Source organism: Sporosarcina sp. (assembly GCF_029257255.1).
GTDB lineage: Bacteria > Bacillota > Bacilli > Bacillales_A > Planococcaceae > Sporosarcina.
Map to the genome: position 1 here is coordinate 40698 of NZ_JARICI010000015.1, position 18288 is coordinate 58985.

The 18288-nt window shown below is 45.4% G+C and carries 12 protein-coding genes; 2 read left to right on the forward strand and 10 right to left on the reverse strand.

Annotated features, from left to right (window positions below; all coding sequences use genetic code 11):
* Positions 1 to 146 precede the first annotated feature (146 nt).
* The 3 genes from rraA to Q1J64_RS04025 form a co-directional block, all read right to left on the reverse strand.
* Entirely contained in the window at positions 147 to 626 is a 480-nt protein-coding gene (rraA, locus tag Q1J64_RS04015; RefSeq protein WP_301107799.1) for a ribonuclease E activity regulator RraA, read from the reverse strand.
* 950 nt (positions 627 to 1576) lie between these two features.
* Positions 1577 to 1888: a metal-sulfur cluster assembly factor gene (locus Q1J64_RS04020; RefSeq protein WP_301107800.1), complete on the reverse strand. Its 312-nt coding sequence runs from the start codon at positions 1886 to 1888 to the stop codon at positions 1577 to 1579.
* A gap of 43 nt (positions 1889 to 1931) precedes the next feature.
* A complete protein-coding gene (locus Q1J64_RS04025) occupies positions 1932 to 2711 on the reverse strand; it encodes a prolyl oligopeptidase family serine peptidase (RefSeq protein ID WP_301107801.1) in 780 nt (259 codons plus the stop codon).
* Between the two features lie 177 nt (positions 2712 to 2888).
* Here Q1J64_RS04025 and Q1J64_RS04030 point away from each other — a divergent pair, with 177 nt between their 5' ends.
* Complete coding sequence (locus Q1J64_RS04030; RefSeq protein ID WP_301107802.1) at positions 2889 to 3725, forward strand: Cof-type HAD-IIB family hydrolase; 837 nt, start codon at positions 2889 to 2891, stop codon at positions 3723 to 3725.
* A 32-nt stretch (positions 3726 to 3757) separates the two neighbouring features.
* The gene (locus tag Q1J64_RS04035) at positions 3758 to 4615 is read left to right on the forward strand and encodes a DegV family protein (RefSeq protein ID WP_301107803.1); all 858 of its coding nucleotides are present in this window, start codon (positions 3758 to 3760) and stop codon (positions 4613 to 4615) included.
* Positions 4616 to 4660: 45 nt separating this feature from the next.
* Here the strand turns inward: Q1J64_RS04035 and Q1J64_RS04040 are convergent, their stop codons facing one another.
* The 7 genes from Q1J64_RS04040 to addB all read right to left on the reverse strand — a co-directional run bounded on the left by Q1J64_RS04040 (position 4661) and on the right by addB (position 17613).
* Complete coding sequence (locus Q1J64_RS04040; RefSeq protein ID WP_301107804.1) at positions 4661 to 6112, reverse strand: alpha-amylase family glycosyl hydrolase; 1452 nt, start codon at positions 6110 to 6112, stop codon at positions 4661 to 4663.
* Positions 6113 to 7665: 1553 nt separating this feature from the next.
* Positions 7666 to 7794: a hypothetical protein gene (locus Q1J64_RS04045; protein WP_301107805.1), complete on the reverse strand. Its 129-nt coding sequence runs from the start codon at positions 7792 to 7794 to the stop codon at positions 7666 to 7668.
* Positions 7795 to 7827: 33 nt separating this feature from the next.
* Positions 7828 to 8202: a YisL family protein gene (locus Q1J64_RS04050; RefSeq protein WP_301107806.1), complete on the reverse strand. Its 375-nt coding sequence runs from the start codon at positions 8200 to 8202 to the stop codon at positions 7828 to 7830.
* A gap of 92 nt (positions 8203 to 8294) precedes the next feature.
* Positions 8295 to 9194 carry a fumarylacetoacetate hydrolase family protein gene (locus Q1J64_RS04055; protein WP_301107807.1) on the reverse strand — a complete coding sequence of 300 codons (900 nt, stop codon included), beginning with the start codon at positions 9192 to 9194 and terminating at the stop codon, positions 8295 to 8297.
* Between the two features lie 55 nt (positions 9195 to 9249).
* Positions 9250 to 10437: a DUF418 domain-containing protein gene (locus Q1J64_RS04060; protein WP_301107808.1), complete on the reverse strand. Its 1188-nt coding sequence runs from the start codon at positions 10435 to 10437 to the stop codon at positions 9250 to 9252.
* A complete protein-coding gene (addA, locus tag Q1J64_RS04065; RefSeq protein WP_301107809.1) occupies positions 10434 to 14138 on the reverse strand; it encodes a helicase-exonuclease AddAB subunit AddA in 3705 nt (1234 codons plus the stop codon). The genes Q1J64_RS04060 and addA overlap by 4 nt, the downstream gene beginning before the upstream one ends.
* Entirely contained in the window at positions 14125 to 17613 is a 3489-nt protein-coding gene (gene addB, locus Q1J64_RS04070; protein WP_301107843.1) for a helicase-exonuclease AddAB subunit AddB, read from the reverse strand. The genes addA and addB overlap by 14 nt, the downstream gene beginning before the upstream one ends.
* Positions 17614 to 18288 lie beyond the last annotated feature (675 nt).

The window sequence follows — 18288 nt, forward strand, 5'->3', positions numbered from 1 at the left end:
ATCCACCTTTCATTTCTTTGACTTTGACTATCTTTGATTAATTTAATTATAGATTATTTTATTAGAGATGTAAATGGATTTGCTTCGAATGAAAGGAGCAATTTTCACCTAAAAAACCGCTCGCACAAGGCAAGCGGTTGCGAGGTTTATACGAGTTTTCTCGGTGCTACGACTACCCCGTCTTCATCTGCATAGACGTAGTGTCCCGGCGTCCATTCGACGTTACCGAAATGCAGTACTTCATTTGTTTGACCTTCGCCGCGCTTAATACTTTTCACCGGCATGCTGCCAATCGCCATGACGCCAATCTCTTGCGTGCCTAGATCCGCAGTGTCGCGCGCACAGCCATAAATAATAACACCTGCAAGTTTACGGTCCTGAGCAATTTCGCCAAGCATATCCCCCATCAATGCGCAGCGTTTCGAACCTCCCCCATCAACCACCAACACGTTGCCTTCTGGAATGGTCTGCAAAGCTTCTTTGACCAACACGTTGTCTTCAAAGACTTTGACTGTAGAAATCGGTCCCGAAAACCGCTTATGCTTGCCGTACGATTTGAACTCCATCGTACACACCTGCAGCTCCTCAATGAAATCATCACATAAATCCGCTGTTTTAACTGACATTTCCCTATTCCCCCTAAGTTAAATAATGTTTCATCCTTCATTAGTACGTATTCGACAAAGTTTGTCATTTCCTTCTTTAAAGTTGTTGGAATTAGTAAGTTAATAGAAGTTGCGGTTTGGGGATTTTCGCTTCAGACGGTACGCTTTCCGGAGGGCCCGCGGTAAGCCGACTTGGTCGCAAGCTCCCCAAAGTCGTCTTACCTGTTGGGCTGATCCTCCCGGAGTCGACCGTCTTACGCTTCAATCCCTAGTTTTTGTGGTGAAGTAGGGAGTGTGGTTCATTGTAGGCAATAAGCTGATAGACTCTCAATTCGAAACAGTCGTTCAAAACCAATGTCAAGACATACTAACTTTTAGACCAAGCGAATAGAGTAGGTTTGGCATTTCCTTTTTAAAGTTGTTGGAATTAGTAAGTTGATAGAAGTTGCTGTTTGGGGATTTTCACTTCAGACGGTACGCTTTCCGGAGTCGACCGCCTTACGCTTCAATCCCTAGTTAGAGTAGTGAAGTTAGAATGTATTGTTTCCTATCGTAAATAAGCTGACAGTGTTTTGTTTTAAAAAGCAGTTCAATGCTGAAAACATCAAGCAGTTCATTTAATCAAAGACTTGATCTCAAACTCCATACCGTCTTTCAGATATTGCCAATGAGACATGAACACTTTATATACTATGTAATCCACAAAACTTCCCAGATGTTAGATAATTGCAGTGACCTTACTGCATCTATTCACAACAAACGTAGGATTGAAGCGGAGGGTGGGGCGACTCCCGGAGGATCAGCGTGAGTCTAAGACCCTGGACTGAGCGTAGCGAGGGAAGCGGCTTAGGCCACGCCCTCGGGAAAGCGCCCCAAGCCGAAGCGAAATCCCACGACCAACAACAAGTAATCTTTCAACTCCTTTGAATACAAAAAAACCATACCCAAATGAGTATGGTCAGAATTGCTTATTATCGTACGCCAAGCGCCATTTTAGCATAGCGTGACATGTTATCTCTGGACCATGGCGGGTTCCAGACGATATCTACTTCTGTCTCTTTTACTTCAGGAAGTTCCATTAACTCCTGTTTGATATTGGTTACGATCTGTGGACCCATTGGACAGCCCATTGACGTTAAGGTCATCGTGATTTTTGCTACTCCACCTTCAAGCAGCTCTGCATTATAAACTAAACCTAAGTTGACAATATCAACACCCAGCTCAGGGTCAATAACGTTTTCCAACGCGCCAAACAGGTAATCTTTGATTTCTTCTTTGCTCATCGGAATGCTCCTCTCTGTCGTGATCTGATTTCATCTTACCAACTTACTCCCCCGCAAGCAAATGCTGTGCAAGCCAATCAACAGATGCCAGCATTCCTGGACGCGAAACCGCATGCCCTGCTTCTTCTTCATTCATCCACTTCAAACGCTCCGGATGACCTTCATACTCTTTTTGAATCGCCAAATAAAATTCCTTCGTAAACTCAAACGGCACCACCGTATCCTGCTCCCCGTGCCACATAAATAGCGGGCGTTCATTCAGTCTGCCTGGATTCTTCGATAGATCAACCTGATCCAGTGCACCAAAAAGCTGTTCGCGCTCTTCCAATGTAACAGGTAGTTTTCGACCGCCTCGTTCAGCATAGGAAATCTGTCCTTTTGCCAATTTGACAAACGCCGGGGAACCCATCATCACAGAAGCTGCATCGATCCATCCATAGCTCGCCAGACAGCCGAATGTCGTCAGTCCACCCATCGAAGTGCCGCCCATGCCAACCCGAGAATTATCATCAATTAAATTCTTTGCTTTCAATTCTTCGTGTAAAATTCCTGCTTCTTTAATGTTAGACAAAACAATTTCCCAAAACTTCAATGCCAAATGAAATTCATCCAGATCTTCCGCACGCTCTCCATGCAGCATGCAATCCGGTAAAATCACACGAATGCCTTTTTTTGCTAAATTATAAGCGTAGTGCAGATTATGCTCCTTCGCACTCGTAAAGCCATGAAAAAACAGTACAACTGGAAGCTGTTCTTGTTCTGTAGACTCCTCCACAATATGAAGCACCGGGATATTCTGCCAATGTTCCGAACGGATAATCATACGAATTCCTCTCTTCCTACGATTCTTTAGTGTTATTTTAGGATAGCAACAATCTCAGTAGAAGACAAAAGGTTCGCCTTATTCCAGTTTTTTTGACTTACTTGCCTTATTAGCGCTAAACTATGAAGATATAATGAGCACACTGGAACATATTATAAAGCAATAGGAGAGGATTCTTTGAAACCACATTTAATTGTTTTAGACTTAGATGGAACATTATTAACTGATGAAAAAGTGATTTCTCCTAAAACGGAAGAAACATTACAACTGGCAGTTTCACAGGGGCATCATGTCATGATTGCAACTGGCCGACCATACCGAGCAAGTGAAATTTACTACCGCCAGCTCGGTTTAACTACACCGATCGTCAATTTTAACGGGGCCTTCGTCCACCATCCAACCGATACATCTTGGAAAACCATGCACGAAACGATAGCTTTGCCAATTGTCAATGAAGTCGTCGAAGCCATGCAGGACTTTTCTGTCGAGAATATTGTTGCAGAAGTAATGGATGATGTGTATGCCCAGTATCATGATGAACGTTTCCTGGATATTCTGAGCTTTGGCAATCCAAATATTACAGAAGGCGACATCCGGCAGTCATTGAAAACGGATCCGACGAGTTTATTAATTCAAGCTAACCACCTGACAGTGGATCCAATTCGCCAACATCTTGAAGATATTCACGCAGAAGTGATCGATCACAGACGCTGGGGGGCTCCATTTAATATAGTCGAGATCGTCCGACACGGCTTGAACAAAGCAGTAGGTATTGACGCAGTTTCGAAGTGGATGAACATCCCGAAAGAGCGCATTATTGCTTTCGGTGACGAAGACAACGACTTAGAAATGATTGATTATGCAGGGGTCGGCGTCGCAATGGGCAATGCAATCGACCGCTTAAAATCCATCGCAAATGAAGTGACCGATACGAACAACCAAGACGGTATCTCTTTAATTCTAGAAGACCGCCTCTCATTAAATAAATCCATACTTAAGAACAGTAGTTATTAATAGAAAAATCATTTGTTCAAGGGGGAATTCCAATGAAAATTTTTGCTGACAGTGCCTGTGATCTGCCTCAATCTTACTTTGAGGAAAACGATGTAGAACTCTTTCCGCTGAGCGTCCTGCTTAACGGCAAGGAATACGAAGATATCGTGGAAATCAATTCAAAAGAAGTGTTCGATGCCATCCGTAAAGGACAGCAACCTAAGACTTCACAAGCTTCGCCTGATGTGATGATGAAAACATGGAAAGAGTTTGCCAAGTCTGGAGAAGATGGCATATATATCGCTTTCTCCTCACAGCTTTCCGGCACGTATCAAACAGCCGTCATGACGAGCGACCAAGTAAAAGAAGGCAACCCATCCATGAATCTCGTACTCATTGATTCCCGCTGTGCTTCACTTGGCTATGGACTGCTCGTTAAAGAAGCAGTTCGGCTGCGCGAAGAAGGATTGAATGTACGCGAGATCGAACGAAAGATTCGTGCCATGGCTTCACACATGGAACATTTATTTACAGTGGAAGACCTGGATTATCTGGCAAAAGGCGGACGTGTATCAAAAGCAAGCGCATTTTTTGGAGGTTTGCTCAACATCAAACCTTTACTTCATGTAGAAGGCGGAAAACTCGTGCCGATCGAAAAGCATCGCGGACGGAAAAAAGTACTGCGCCGCATGATCGAAATGATGAAAGAACGCGGCCACAATCTCGAGGAGCAAGTCCTTGCCATCAGCCATGGTGACGATGAAAAAACAGCCCTTGAATTTAAAGCGATGATTGAAGAAGTCATTCAGCCAAAAGCCATTGAGATTCATCAAATTGGCTCTGTTATCGGATCACATGCAGGACCGGGCACGATTGCACTGTTTTTCTTAAATAAAGTCAGTTCCAAATAAAAAACGTCAGTTCACAAATATAAAATGTGGACTGACGTTTTTGTTTTATTTAGTTTGCTGCTGTTTTTTTAGTGCTTCCTCTTTTTTGCGCTGTCTACCTTTACGGAATATCGCAAATAGGAATGATAAGAAGAATGCATAAACTAAAAGTGAAGCGATTAAATATGGAGTGTTGAAACCTTCGTCCTCTTCCACGATATAGATTTCTGCCAGTTCACGATCTAGCACGACGTGGTACTTATTGTCTTTTGTTTCTTTTACTAAATCTTGACCAAGAACACCCCGCAGCTTTTTCTTTTCCCCGATTTCAGCCGGGTTAATTTCAAAGCTTTGAACTTCTGAAGTATTATTAATCGCGATTATCCATTTTTCCTTTTCGGAAGAACGCTCAAATACCATGAACCCGTCTTCATTGTGCAAAATACGGAAGTCTCCGTTGCGCAATGTGTCTGAGTCATTACGAAGCGTATTAAGATCCCCGATCCACTCATGCAACTCCATATCCGTCTTAAAGTTAAAGAATGGATGAGATTCAGGCGCCTCTTTACCATTCACTGCAATTTCCGTTGCATACGGTACTAGCGGAACACCCGGCAACATGAATTGTGCCGCCGTCGCCACTTTCCAGCGGGTTGGAGGGAACTGTCGTAATTCCACCATTCTATAAGTAAAGCGCGGTCCTGTTAAATCGTCGAATTGAAGTAATTTATCTGTATCTTCACCCGTAAACTGATCCATCGAAGAAGAATCAGGATCTACTTGAACGAATGATTCTTGAATCGCGTCACTACGTTCTTTAGCAGGCACGCTGTCAAATGAAGCGTCACTTGCTTCATTAGTAATGACATATAGACCTTCACGCTCATTCTTAAGCGCTTCAATCATACGGTTGAGGAATGCAGTGTCTACTTCCTTCAGTTTTGTCAGACGAAGACCGGCGAGCTCGTAGTCTTTAACAAATTGAACCGCTGCACCGATCAGTTGATCCTGAACTTCCTTGCTGCTCAAATCCCAATCAATTGTTCCTTCTTCAGCAGGTGAAGAAGCAAGCTCATTCGCCCAGACATGATCTGCGCTGACGTTTCCAAGTGGAAAATCCGCCATCACTTTCAAGTCTGCATCATGCATTTGTGAGAGTAATTCTGTTAATTCTTCTGATGTTCCAAAATGAGGCTCAAGCTCGGAATAATCGAGTACTTGATTGCCGTCATATGTAGCCGTCTTGAAAACGGGTCCGATTGAAATCATGGAGAAATGCATATCAATCAAGTGCTGTAGTCGGTTGCTGATTCCTCCAAAGTCTCCGCCGTTAAAAGCATTAGGGTCTTGGGCATTGACGTCAAAATCATTGGTTCCCAGGCCGTTGTTGAAACGGTCGACGAGCAGATCATATATACTTTCATCGCTGAAGGTCTTTTCTGTTTCTGCATAGGTGACCGGTTGTGCTATAGATAGGGCAAGCATACAAGCTGCCAGTAGTCCGGTGATTCGTTTCAATGTAGTAAATCCTCCTTACGCAAACTCTTTCATAAGTTTATCAAACGCCAGAACCCCGCGCCATTCTTTCTGCTTATTTACCCAGCACTCCTCTATAAATACGGCAATCCTGTGAATTGCTTGCTAAGTGTTGGAGTAAAGTTCAAAGGCATAAGGATATTTTGCGTTGCAGTAGGGGATTTTCGCTTCAGACGGTACGCTTTCCGGAGGGGCCGCTTCAATCCCTAGTTTGAGTGGTAAAGTAGTAAGTGTAGTTCTTTGTAGATCATAAGCTGACAGTGTTTCATAAAAAAAGCAGTTCAAATTCAAAACTAAGAAAATTACTGACTTAGCCATTAGCCACAAAGTATGATATTTCCTTTTTTAAAGTTGTTGAAATTAGTAAGTTGATAGGTGTTGCAGTCTGGGATTTTCGCTTCAGACGGTACGCTTTCCGGAGGGCGGGCGGTGAACCACACCCCTCGCTTCGCTCGCCGGGTGTTTCACCTGTCCCGCTGATCCTCCCGGAGTCGACCGTCTTCCGCTTCAATCCCTAGTTTGAGTGGCGAAGTGCGATGTGCTGGTTATTGTATCTAATAAGCTGACATTGTTTAAATTTTAAAAAATAGCTCAAATTCAAAACCAGAAAAATTCTGGTGGTGCTATGAAACAAATTCTGGATATCAAACTTCATACCATCTTTTAAACCAAGCCAGTAAGACATGAACACTTTATATACTACTTGAAAATCAAAGCTTCACAGATCGTAGACAGCTTCAATCAACTTACTACATCCCTTCACAACAAAACATAGGATTGAAGCGGAGGATGGGACGAAATGCAAAGATGTGCTCCCAACGCTTCGCTTTTGCTGTGGGAATAGCAATTACTTCTGCGATTAATAGCGAAGCGTTATGAGCATGAGCTGGAGACCTGGCAAAGATGCCCCCGGAAAGCGCCCCATCCCGCAACGAAAATCCCATGACCCACACTAATTTTCTTCTTTTAAAACCGAGCCAACCCCAAACACAAAAAGAGGAAAGAGGAAAGAATGTTTACTATTCCCTCCCCTTCTAATTCACTCATCTTCATCCAGAAAAAAATCAGGATCTTTCTGCTTGCGGGCGAATACGAATACGGGGACTGCAAACTACGGCTATCCTAAAGGCTTAGTGAAACTTTGGTTTCCAGTCTCAGATCTACGTTTCAATCACTATATTCCCTCGCTGAACAGGGTACAATTTATTATTGCTGAAGATAACTTTTTTGGTACTTTAAACCACAATACTTTTTCTGTTGAATAACATTATATCTTGCAGCTGGAACATCTACGTAAAAGATTTAAAAACCAAGCTAGTGTACCGTAGCGGAAGGCGGCGACTCGGGGAGGATCAGCCCGACAGGTGAGACGACTTGCGGGAGCAAAGCGACCAAGTCGGCTCACCGCGGGCCCTCCCGAACGCGTCCGCCTGAAGTGCAGGGAAACGGTCTTCCCTCTACACACAAATTCCAAAGCACAAAAAAGAGGAAAGAATGTTTACCATTCCTCCCCCTGCTTAAAAGCTAATACCTATTCACTCATCTTCATCCAGAAAAAATGCTGGATCCTTCTGCTTGCGGGCGCTTACGAAAACGGAAACTGCAAACAGCGCCATCAGCAAAAGGACCACCAGTAAAAAGATCCATCCGGTTTGACTTGCCATCTGCAGCCCTCCTCGTAAAATCACATCACCAGATTAAGCAAAAAAGTCAAAGCCAAGCGGCAACTTGAAACCTACGAACATCGTAGCAAGCAAGAACACGATGAACAAAATCAACATAACACCCGTGCTCTTTCCTTTGCTTCCACGTACAAGCGTCATCTCCATAAACCCAATCGTCAGAAGACCTAGAACGAACTTAATTCCGTACAACATCGAGTTCAAGCCCATATGCTCAAAGAACAGCGCTGCGCCCGAAATAATAATCAAAATATAGAACAAACGCAAAATCATATGAGTGATTTTCTTGCCTTTCGTACCTGAAGCCATACCGACAGCTACGAAGAACAAAACAATCCCCACTACCCATGTCAAAATATGAAAATGGGTTGTATCAGTTAAAAATCCCAAACTTGCCACCTCATTTTAATATAGTCGATTGATATGTTACCATAATTTCCAAACGACGACTATTCTATTGCTTGCTGTCAACCACTCAATTTTTATTCGAATCGGTTAACTAATGTGCCAATGCCTTCAATAGACACTTTTACGGTGTCGCCTTTTTTCAGGAATGTTGGCGGAGTCATGCCTTTTCCAACGCCAGCTGGTGTGCCTGTCAAAATGACATCGCCTGCTTCAAGCGTCACATACTTAGAGATCTCTGCGATCAATTCATCGATTTTCAACATCATGGAAGAAGTATTGCCGTTTTGACGAACTTCATCATTCACTTTCGTAACGATGGACAGATTATGCGGGTTTGGAATTTCATCCTTCGTTACAACATAAGGGCCCATCGGACATGAACCGTCTAATGTTTTGCCAAGGAAGAATTGTTTATGATCCGTCTGTACATTGCGTGCTGTAATATCGTTCGCAATCGTGTAGCCAAATACATAATCATATGCCAGTTGCTTCGGAATGTTTTTGCCATTCTTGCCAATCACAACTGCCAATTCGCCTTCATAATCCAATGAATCTGTCACATCGCTGTGAATTGAAAGAGTCTGCTCATCTCCAGCGATCGCTGTCGGTGCCTTCGTAAACACTACAACTTTCTCAGGCGGTGCTTCGTCACCCATTTCGGTTACATGTTCTGCATAGTTCTTCCCTACACAAATAACGTTCTTTGGTGTGCGCGGAATCGGTGCAAGCCACTCAACTTCAGTAAATGCATGTTTAAACTGTTCTGCATTGTCTTCTGCCTCTGTTTTTTCCACTAATTTACGAACCATTTCCACAAAGTCCATACCAAGGGATACGGCTTCAATCATCGTTTTTGGAAAATCATTTTGATCCTGTGCTTCCGCCATTGCAAGCACGTCCCAAACTGCTTCCTCACGTTTCACTTTTGTACCGAATAACGTTCTTCCTTCGTAACGGAATGACAATAGTTTCATTTGAATGCCCAACCCTTTCCATGTGTATTCACATACTTCTATGTTACGACAAAATCTATACATTTTCCTCTTTAATACCGAAATTCTTTCCGTAAGACAACTTTCTCCAGATAGATTCCAAGGGTCCCATTCGGAATTTTGACAGCCAGATCTGTGCGCCAATCAGCTGAATGAAAAAGATTCCAATGGCGAGCCACGTACCTGTTATGATATCTACTTTACCATAGAGTCCGGCTCCGTATGAGTAAAATATCAATGTCGCGATGATAGATTGCAAGATATAGGTCGTAAACGCCATTCTGCCGATTGTTGCAAACGGCTTTGTGACAATCTTCAAAAACGGAATCTGCCACAGTAGCAAGAATAGAGCCCCATAGCCAATCGTCAAGACCGCGCCACCGAACGTCGACTGCACGAGATATATGTTCTCAAACTTTGGTCCATCCATAAACGGAACATTTTTCAGAAAGACACCCAGTGAAATGAAAATGATCATTACAACAGCTAACTTCCCTTTCATTTCATACATCCGTTCAATAATCTTCCATTTTGAAAGAGCTGCGCCAATCATCATCAATGGTAAGATCGAGACCACCGATGTGATCAAGCCGGTTACACTGAACATCAGCCATTCTTGCATTCTGAACACGAAAATTTCGGCGAATGTTCCATGCGCATAGGCGGAAATTGCGAGTTCAATGCTTTGAATATCAACAAAGCCGTCCATCAGTGAGTTCGGATTGATTTTCCGTGCGATGACGAGAAATACATAGAGCAGTCCCGCCGGCACGATATATAGCACGAAGGCCAACGACAAAAGCCATTTTTTCGGAATGCGCACAACAGCGATCATGATGAAACCCATTAACGCGTAGGTAAATAAAATATCACCAAACCAGATCAGTAAAGCATGCAACACCCCAAATACCAGCAGCCAACTCATCCGTCGTGCCATGAATGGAGCAAAAGGCGTCCCGTTGCGCAGGGACTTTTCATACTGCATATTGATACCGTATCCAAACAACATCGCAAACAGCGGATAAAAACTAGCTTCTACAAATACGTCAATAAAATGAAATGCCGACTGCTCGCCCGGTACAGTGAACCATGAATACGGATCCATATAAACATAAGGCGAATGAAAATGCAGCATATTCGCAATGAAAATCCCTAATAACGCGATGCCTCTTAGAAAATCAAGCCCATCAACCCGATCCTTCAGAGGCGTAGGAGTTAACTTCAAACTGATTCCTCCTGTAAACTGATTGTTTTTGCTCCGTCAAATAAGTAAAGGAGCATCTCTTTTATTTCAATGCCTAAAATCGACTGCAGCACTTTCTTATACAAATTCAACTGCGTACCATAGCGCTTCTGCATTTCATTTGCCACTGCTTCCTGTGTATGAAAACCACCCGTGTAATCCGTCTTGTAATCAACGAGTACCCATTCCTCGTCCTCATGAAACAGACAGTCCGCAATACCTTGCAGCAGTTGGAATTCCCCTTGTTCTGCAGGCAGCGCGTATGTAAACGGCATTTCGCGCAGCACGTCATCCGCCTGCTTCATTCGTTCACCTAGAGGCGTCGCAAAAAACTTCACGATATCCGACGCATCGATTGCAGCTCCTTCTTCCTTTGTTAGCAGTTCACGTTGGACAAGCTCTTCTACAAATTGGCCTGCTTGTCCAATATCCATCGGCAGTTTCAAATTGATATGCTGCATAACAGTATGCATGGCCGTACCGATTTCCGCTTTCGTCAACTCACGCTTTTGCAAAAACGACGGACGGTCATGCAGGAATGAAGGACGATTTGCAAATTCAGATGAACGTTCCTCAAACGGATCCGCATCCCCACGTTCAAGCTCGAGCAAAGCAATGCGTTTCAACTCACTGACCGATTGCTTAGACGGCATATCGACCGCATGTTTATATGGATAGCGCGTTTCAAAACGCTCGGTAATCGTTTTGACCATCTGCGGATCAGCAGTTACATTTTCATTGTCGAGCGGGATCCATTCGTCTATTTCCATGCTGTCTGCCGAATGAAAAGCAGAGAACGGATAGGCATTGATGTTCCAGACAGACGCATCATCCATCAATTCACCGCCAGCCGCTTTGCCGAACTTGCCGAAATCCATATGACGCGCAACGGCAGGGCCGATCCAATCCAGATAACCGGTGGCACGCGAACGTTTATATTCAGGCAGCGGCAGATTTTCATCAAGCAGCTGGGCTTCCTGCCATTGACTCATCGTCTTTTCAATATCCTTAACGGAAGCAATCAGCTCCAAATGCTCCTTAGCACGCGTCATCGCCACATACAGCACGCGCATCTCTTCCGCACGCATCTCTAGCTCCTTCTTCTCTTTCACCGCTAAAAACGGCAGTGAAGTAAATGTAATGCGTTTCTCCGGATCGATTGCTTTAACAGCCAGCCCAAAATGCTGATCGAATAAATACGGATTATGGAAATCCATTTTATTGAACGGACGCCCCATCCCCGCAAGAAACACATACGGAAACTCGAGACCCTTCGACGAGTGAATCGTCATGATCCTTACCACGTTTTCTTTCTCACTCATGAATCGAGCTTCCCCTAAATCATCGCCGCGTTTACGCATGCGGTCGATAAAGCGCAGGAAGCGGAACAGCCCACGGAAAGAAGTCTTCTCATACGACATCGCCCGGTCATGAAGCGCGCGCAAATTCGCCTGCCGCTGTTTGCCGTTCGGCAGAATCCCGACCATTTCGTAATAATACGTATCCTGATAGACTTTCCAAATTAATTCGGATAAGGATCCATGCCGGGCCATATTGCGCCAGTCTTCCAGGCGAAGGAAAAACTTCTGCAACTTTTCCTGTGCTGCGGGACTTACACCCGCCCCGCCAGTTTGTACAAATAGCTGCAATGCTTCGTAAAACGGCACATTCGGTTTCACGAGACGAATTTCCGCCAGCTCATTTTCCGTCAGCCCAACAAACGGCGCACGAAGTACAGATACTAGTGGAATATCCTGATACGGATTATCGATGACCCGCAATGTATTAAGCATGATCATCACTTCAATGGCGTCAAAATAACCGGAAGAAAGCTCCACATACACAGGAATTCCTGCCGCTTTTAATTCATCCGCAATTTCACTCGACCACGTCATCGAACGCATTAAAATCACAACATCACGGTACTCGAGCGGACGTGTCTTACCGCTGAATGCATCCGCTACCTGCGCCTGATCCGCCTGCCACTGCTTGATTTTCTGCGCAATGAAACGGGCTTCAGCCTGTGATTTTTTCAGGTCCTGCTGTGCTTCCTGTTCTTCTGACAGTTCCTCGTCTTCATTCTCATAAAGAATTGTCAGCCCTGCCGCCACATCTTTGTCTGGATACTGCGCGCCATATTTCAGCGCAGCCGCGTCGTCGTACTCAATTTCTCCAACACGCGTGCCCATGATCTGCCTGAAAATGAAGTTGGTGGCGTCAAGTACTTCTTTACGGCTCCGGAAATTTGCGTTTAAATCAATTTTCAAGCCTTGCTCCGATGAATCATCAAGGAACCGGTCATATTTCCCGAGAAAAAGCCCCGGCTCAGCCAGACGGAAACGGTAAATCGACTGCTTGACGTCGCCGACCATGAACAGATTGCCATCTGCCTCTGCTCCCTGCTTGATCAGCTGCAAAATCGCTTCCTGCAGGAAATTGGTATCCTGATATTCATCAACCAACACTTCTGCAAAACGCGCCTGATAATCGAGCGCTATATCTGAAGGGACCAGCTTGCCGTCTGCTTCAGCAGATAAAATCTGCAGCGCATAATGCTCTAAATCTGAGAAGTCGACAAGTCCACGCTCTGCTTTCAATGCTTGATAACGTGCAGAGAAATCTTCAACTAACCCGACCAGTGTATGCATCAGCGGCGCCATCAAACGTATTTCTTCCAGCAGCCGTGCAGGCGTCCTTGTAAAATACGTTTCTTTCAGCTTATTGACGATCTTTTTCACCGAGTCACGCATATCTTTTCCGCGCTTCGCCAGTTCTTCATCACAAGAATCCTTCTTAATCATTCCCGCTTTGACCCAGGTAAGCGTCTGGAAATACGCATACACATCTTCCCACTCGCCGTTTGTCACATAGTCAATCGCCTGATTCAGCCAGGCTTCATCCGCCTTTGCGGTATCAAGAAGCGGCAGCGGGCCTTCATTCATTTCAGCTACACGCTGCAAATCGAGCGCTATCGTTTTCGCTTCATCGAGTGTATGTTTTATCGCCAACTTTAACGGCTCAATGAAAGATAAACCGTCAATTGTTGCGTTGTCCCCAATGTCATATTGCTGCGGAATCATTTCCAGCCACTCGGTAGGATTCGGATGTACGCGTGAATAGTCGTACAGCTTATCAATCAACGTCTCAATCGCCTGGTCATTGCGGTCCGCCGTAAAACTGTCGCTCAGACGGTAGACCGCTTCAGGATTTGCCTGACTATAAGCATCTTCAAGTACGGCCGCCACCGTGTCATCCCGTAAAATCGAAGCTTCCGTCGGGTCTGCAATACGGAATCCAGGATCAATATCAAGTACATAAGAATACTGTCTGACCACCTGCAGACAAAATGAGTGCAGCGAAGAAATCTGTGCTTTATTCAGCAGGTTCAATTGCCTCCGCAAATGAACGGAAGACGGATCATTCGCAATCGCTTCCTCGAGCGCACTAGCCATCCGGTGACGCATTTCAGCAGCCGCGGCATTTGTAAATGTCACAACGAGTAGCTGATCGACGTCGATTGGATTTTCGGTATCGAGCACTTTCTCGATCATCCGTGTAATCAGAACTTTCGTTTTCCCGGAACCTGCCGCAGCAGAAACGAGGATATCTTTGCCCGACGCATAAATGGCTTTCCACTGTTCATCAGTGAACGTTTCATGGGCCGGTTTTTCAGGAATTCGCATTCGGATCTACCTCCTTCCGCATTTTTTCTAATGAATCTTCCGGTTTCAGTGCTGCATAATGCCGTTCTGGCTGCGTCGGATCTGTCCGGTCGAACTGACAAATCGACTGATACGAGCAGAACTGGCATGGCATATGATCTTTCAGACGGTACGGATAAACTCGCGTATCTCCCGCCAACATACCGTCGCCTGCCTGCCTGTGCCGCTTCCGCACAAATGTACGCATCATATTCAAATCCTCAGTCGGCAATACTTTCGACGTCGAATAAAACGAACCGTCCTTTTTCAGCCGCGCCGGAATAATGAGCGATTCACTTTCCAGATGATCATCCATCGCAAGCGCCACTTCCGCATCTTCCACGATATACCCTTGCATCTTGTAAGACTTCATTAATTCCTTCTCGACAGCATCATCCGCCAGCTCTTTCGTCAAGCGCAGCATCGGATTATGCACGTACATATACAGCACACCTGCAGGATCTGCGTGCACACCGAGCCAGTCGTCCGCGTGTTCAAGCGCGACGTCGAGATACGTCAGCATTTGCAATGAAAGACCGTAATACACTTCGGTCAGATCAAGAGCACGCGCGGAAGATTTATAATCTACGACACGCAGAAATGTCTGATCATCTTTCTTCATCGTATCCACTCGGTCAATCCGTCCTCTAATGCGCATCTGCTGCCCTTGCTTTAATTGAATCTCAAGTGGCGGGATGGCTTCATTCGGACCAAATCCTGCTTCAATCGCAATCGGTGTGAACTTTGAGTTGCGTGACTGCGACTGTAGCGCGCTAATCGTCCGCTGAATGATTTGCATAAGTTTGCGCTGAATATACGCGTAGCGCTGGCTCGATAGCAAAATCTTATGGAAGAATTTCGGCGTCAGCGCATCAATCGCTTCACGTCCAAGCTGCCAGCACTGCTCTCTCGTCAACTCAGCCCATGACAGCCCCTGCCGCATCACTTCGTCCGATACCCATTTCAATGCGGCATGGAATAGATCACCGATATCCGGTGCTTCCAACTGGAATTCCGTCCGGTCCTGCAAGCCAAGACCATACGTCGTGAAATGCTGGAACGGACAGCTGTAATACGATTCGATTCGCGAAACACTCGTGGTAAATGAAGTGCCGTATAACCCGGCAGTCAAATGCGGATCAAGCATCTCCGTTTTCTGCCGCTTCAATGCAGGCTGCGCGATTGACTGAATAATAGACGACCATAGCGGATCTTCCTTATAATACGCAAGCACCGCCTGCCACTCCGGCTCCATTTCCTCATGTGAATTTGCCTGTCGCATGACGCGCACCGCATAGGACAAGGAAACTTCGGGGTGCTCAATATAAGGCATTTTATCTTCTGTATCGGGAAGGTCCGTCGGCTCAATAACGGCGAGCTCTACCGGAATATCATTAGAAATTTGCTGCAGTCTCGGAACATAGAGAGACGGAATGAGCGCTTTTCCTTCTTCATCCGCAATTGGATAGCTGACTGTCAGACGCTCCCTCGCACCCGTGAAGGCACGGTACACCATATACGATTCTCGCATCAACTGTGTCTTTGAAGTCGGCGCGAGGGTAATGCCAAGCTCGCTGAACAGCTCTCTATCGTGATCTGACAGCAACCCTTCATGATCATTACGCAAAGGCAACACGCCTTCATTTGCCCCTAACACAAACACACAATCGACATCCATCGAATTAAACAGCTCGACCGTCGTCACCGTCACTTGATCAAGCGACGGAGGAATGAGTTTGAATTCGAGTGTATCGAAACCTTCGTCGAGTATTTTAATCGCGTCTGCAATCGGCAATTCTTTATCACCAAACATCAGCACAAACTGATCGAGCACATTGATCCAGCTGTTCCACGCCTGCTCATGCTCTGCTGCCTCGCGCAGCCGGTTCTCTTGCTGCTCTTCTTTTTCAAGTCCGACCATTTTGTCATAGACGTGCAGCGATTCCATCGTAAAGAACAGTGCTTCCGCAACATCGCGGCCGGTTTTCGCATCTTGCATTTTTTCTTGAAGTTCCAGCAACGGCTGACGAATTATATCTCGTGTCTCCGCGTATTCTGCCTGCATCGCCAATTCCTCATCGGTCTGGACTTTCTTGACCATCTCAAGCCCGCGGTAACGGCTAACAATCCAGCGTTCCTCGTCCAGCCAGCGTTTGCTGCCGTGAATTCCTTTTGCCAAAATGAAATTTTCTAGACGGTCCGCCCGTTCCCGCCACACTTGCTTGCTTTCATTAGCAGGGAAAAAGAGGTCCGTTTTGACAGCGCGGAAGACTGCTTCATACGTCCAATCCGTGCGCACTGCTTCGAGCAATGAACGGGCAAACTCAATGAGCGGATGGTGCAGCATCGGCTTTTTACGGCTGATGAACACGGGAATATCGTACTGCGGAAAAATCATTTGAAGCAGCTCATCGTATTCTTCAGGCTGTCTGTAGATCACGGAAATGTCTTGATAACGCTTGCCTTCGCGCATCAGCTTACGAATCGAACGCGCGACCGCATGCACTTCTGCACGCCGGTTCGTCGCCTCGATTAACTGGATATGACTTTCAGATTCTTTTGTTTGTGGCGGATAGTTATCAAATTGTTCTTCTAAATGCTTTAACTCTTCATTGGAAAATCTCTGCAGTTCTGTCAGATGAACCGTTTCGTCGAGCGGCACAGAATCACTGTACGCATGCTGCTGAAGCGTTGCGAATTGCTGTTCAGCCGTATAAAACAGCTCATGCTCGCCACTCTGCCCCGCATCTTCCATAGGCAGCACCACATTAACACGTTTCGTGAATTTCATCAGCTGCGAGATGATATTGTATTCCTGCGTCGTGAAATCGCCGAAGCCGTCTATGTAAATAGTGGAATCCTTCAGCCACTCTGCATGCGGAATCTGTTGGGCGAGAGCGTTGAGCTGCCCTTCGCTGTCCATATACGTTGTGCCCAGACGTTCCTCTATTTTACCTAGCAAAAGTTGCAGATCATGCGCTTTGTCTTGCAAAATCCGAGGTGCCTGTTGATCTTCTAGTAAAGCAGTGACTGCAGCGAAAGTTTGCTGATCAATGCAGTATTTGCTGAATTCTTTCATGACATCGCTGATTTGCTCGGCAAAGCCGTGTTTCGACGCCGCCTGCTTGAACAGACGGAAGTCTTCTTTATTTTCTTCGAGCACGCTACGGACGAGCATGCGGTAGCCAAAGCTGTCGACTTCTTCACGTGTGATGCCGCCGACTTCCTGAAGGACGCGCCAGGCGAGCCGTTTGAATGTCAAGACTTGCGCGCGAATCATGCCGCTCAGCCCGAATTTGACCGAGAGGCTGTATTCCATGGAGTACGACAGCTGATCCGGCACAATGACAATAATCGGCGGCCCCATTGGACGCTGCTTCAATTCTTCAGCGATTTCATTTTGAATGAAGTATGTTTTCCCCGTTCCTGAACGGCCTGTGATGAAACGCAGTGACATGTTGGTTTTGCTCCTTTCTTTGTACAATTGAATTTGTATGTAGTTGGGGATTTTCGCTCCGGGCAGACGCTTTCCGCGGGGCATGGCTTGAGCCTCCTCGTCCGCTACGCTACCTGCGGGGTCTCAAGGCTCATGCTATTCCCGCAGGAGTCGCCGCCCTGCGCTCCAATCCCTAAATAGTAAGCTAAATGAATAAGAGTTAGCTTTTCAATTATACCTCTTAAGTTCTTCGGTACTTTGTCTTGTGTAAAAAACAACTGTATGTATAATTTATACAGTTCTATTTTATATTAAAATGAGTTCTAGTTCTTTGAAAGCAAGCTTAGTATTGTAACCTCATACTTAGCTTTTAAGCCCACAATAAATTTCCAGTTCATAGGTATTGTGCCAGTGAAAATGCTATTTGTTTAAATGTAGTTTGGTGTCACTAATATGCAGATAGCGTCTTGATCCCAAAACATTGGTGCAAAGTTCAAAACCATGAATATTAATAACTTAGCAATAAACAAAAGACTAAAATCAAACTCAATATCCTCTTTTAACCCAAGCCAATGAGACATAAATACTTTATATACTCCGTGATCCACAAAGCTTCCCAGATGTTAGAAGGCTTTAGCGTCCTTACTATATCAATTCGTAACAAAAAGTAGGATTGAAGCGGAGGGTCGGGCGACT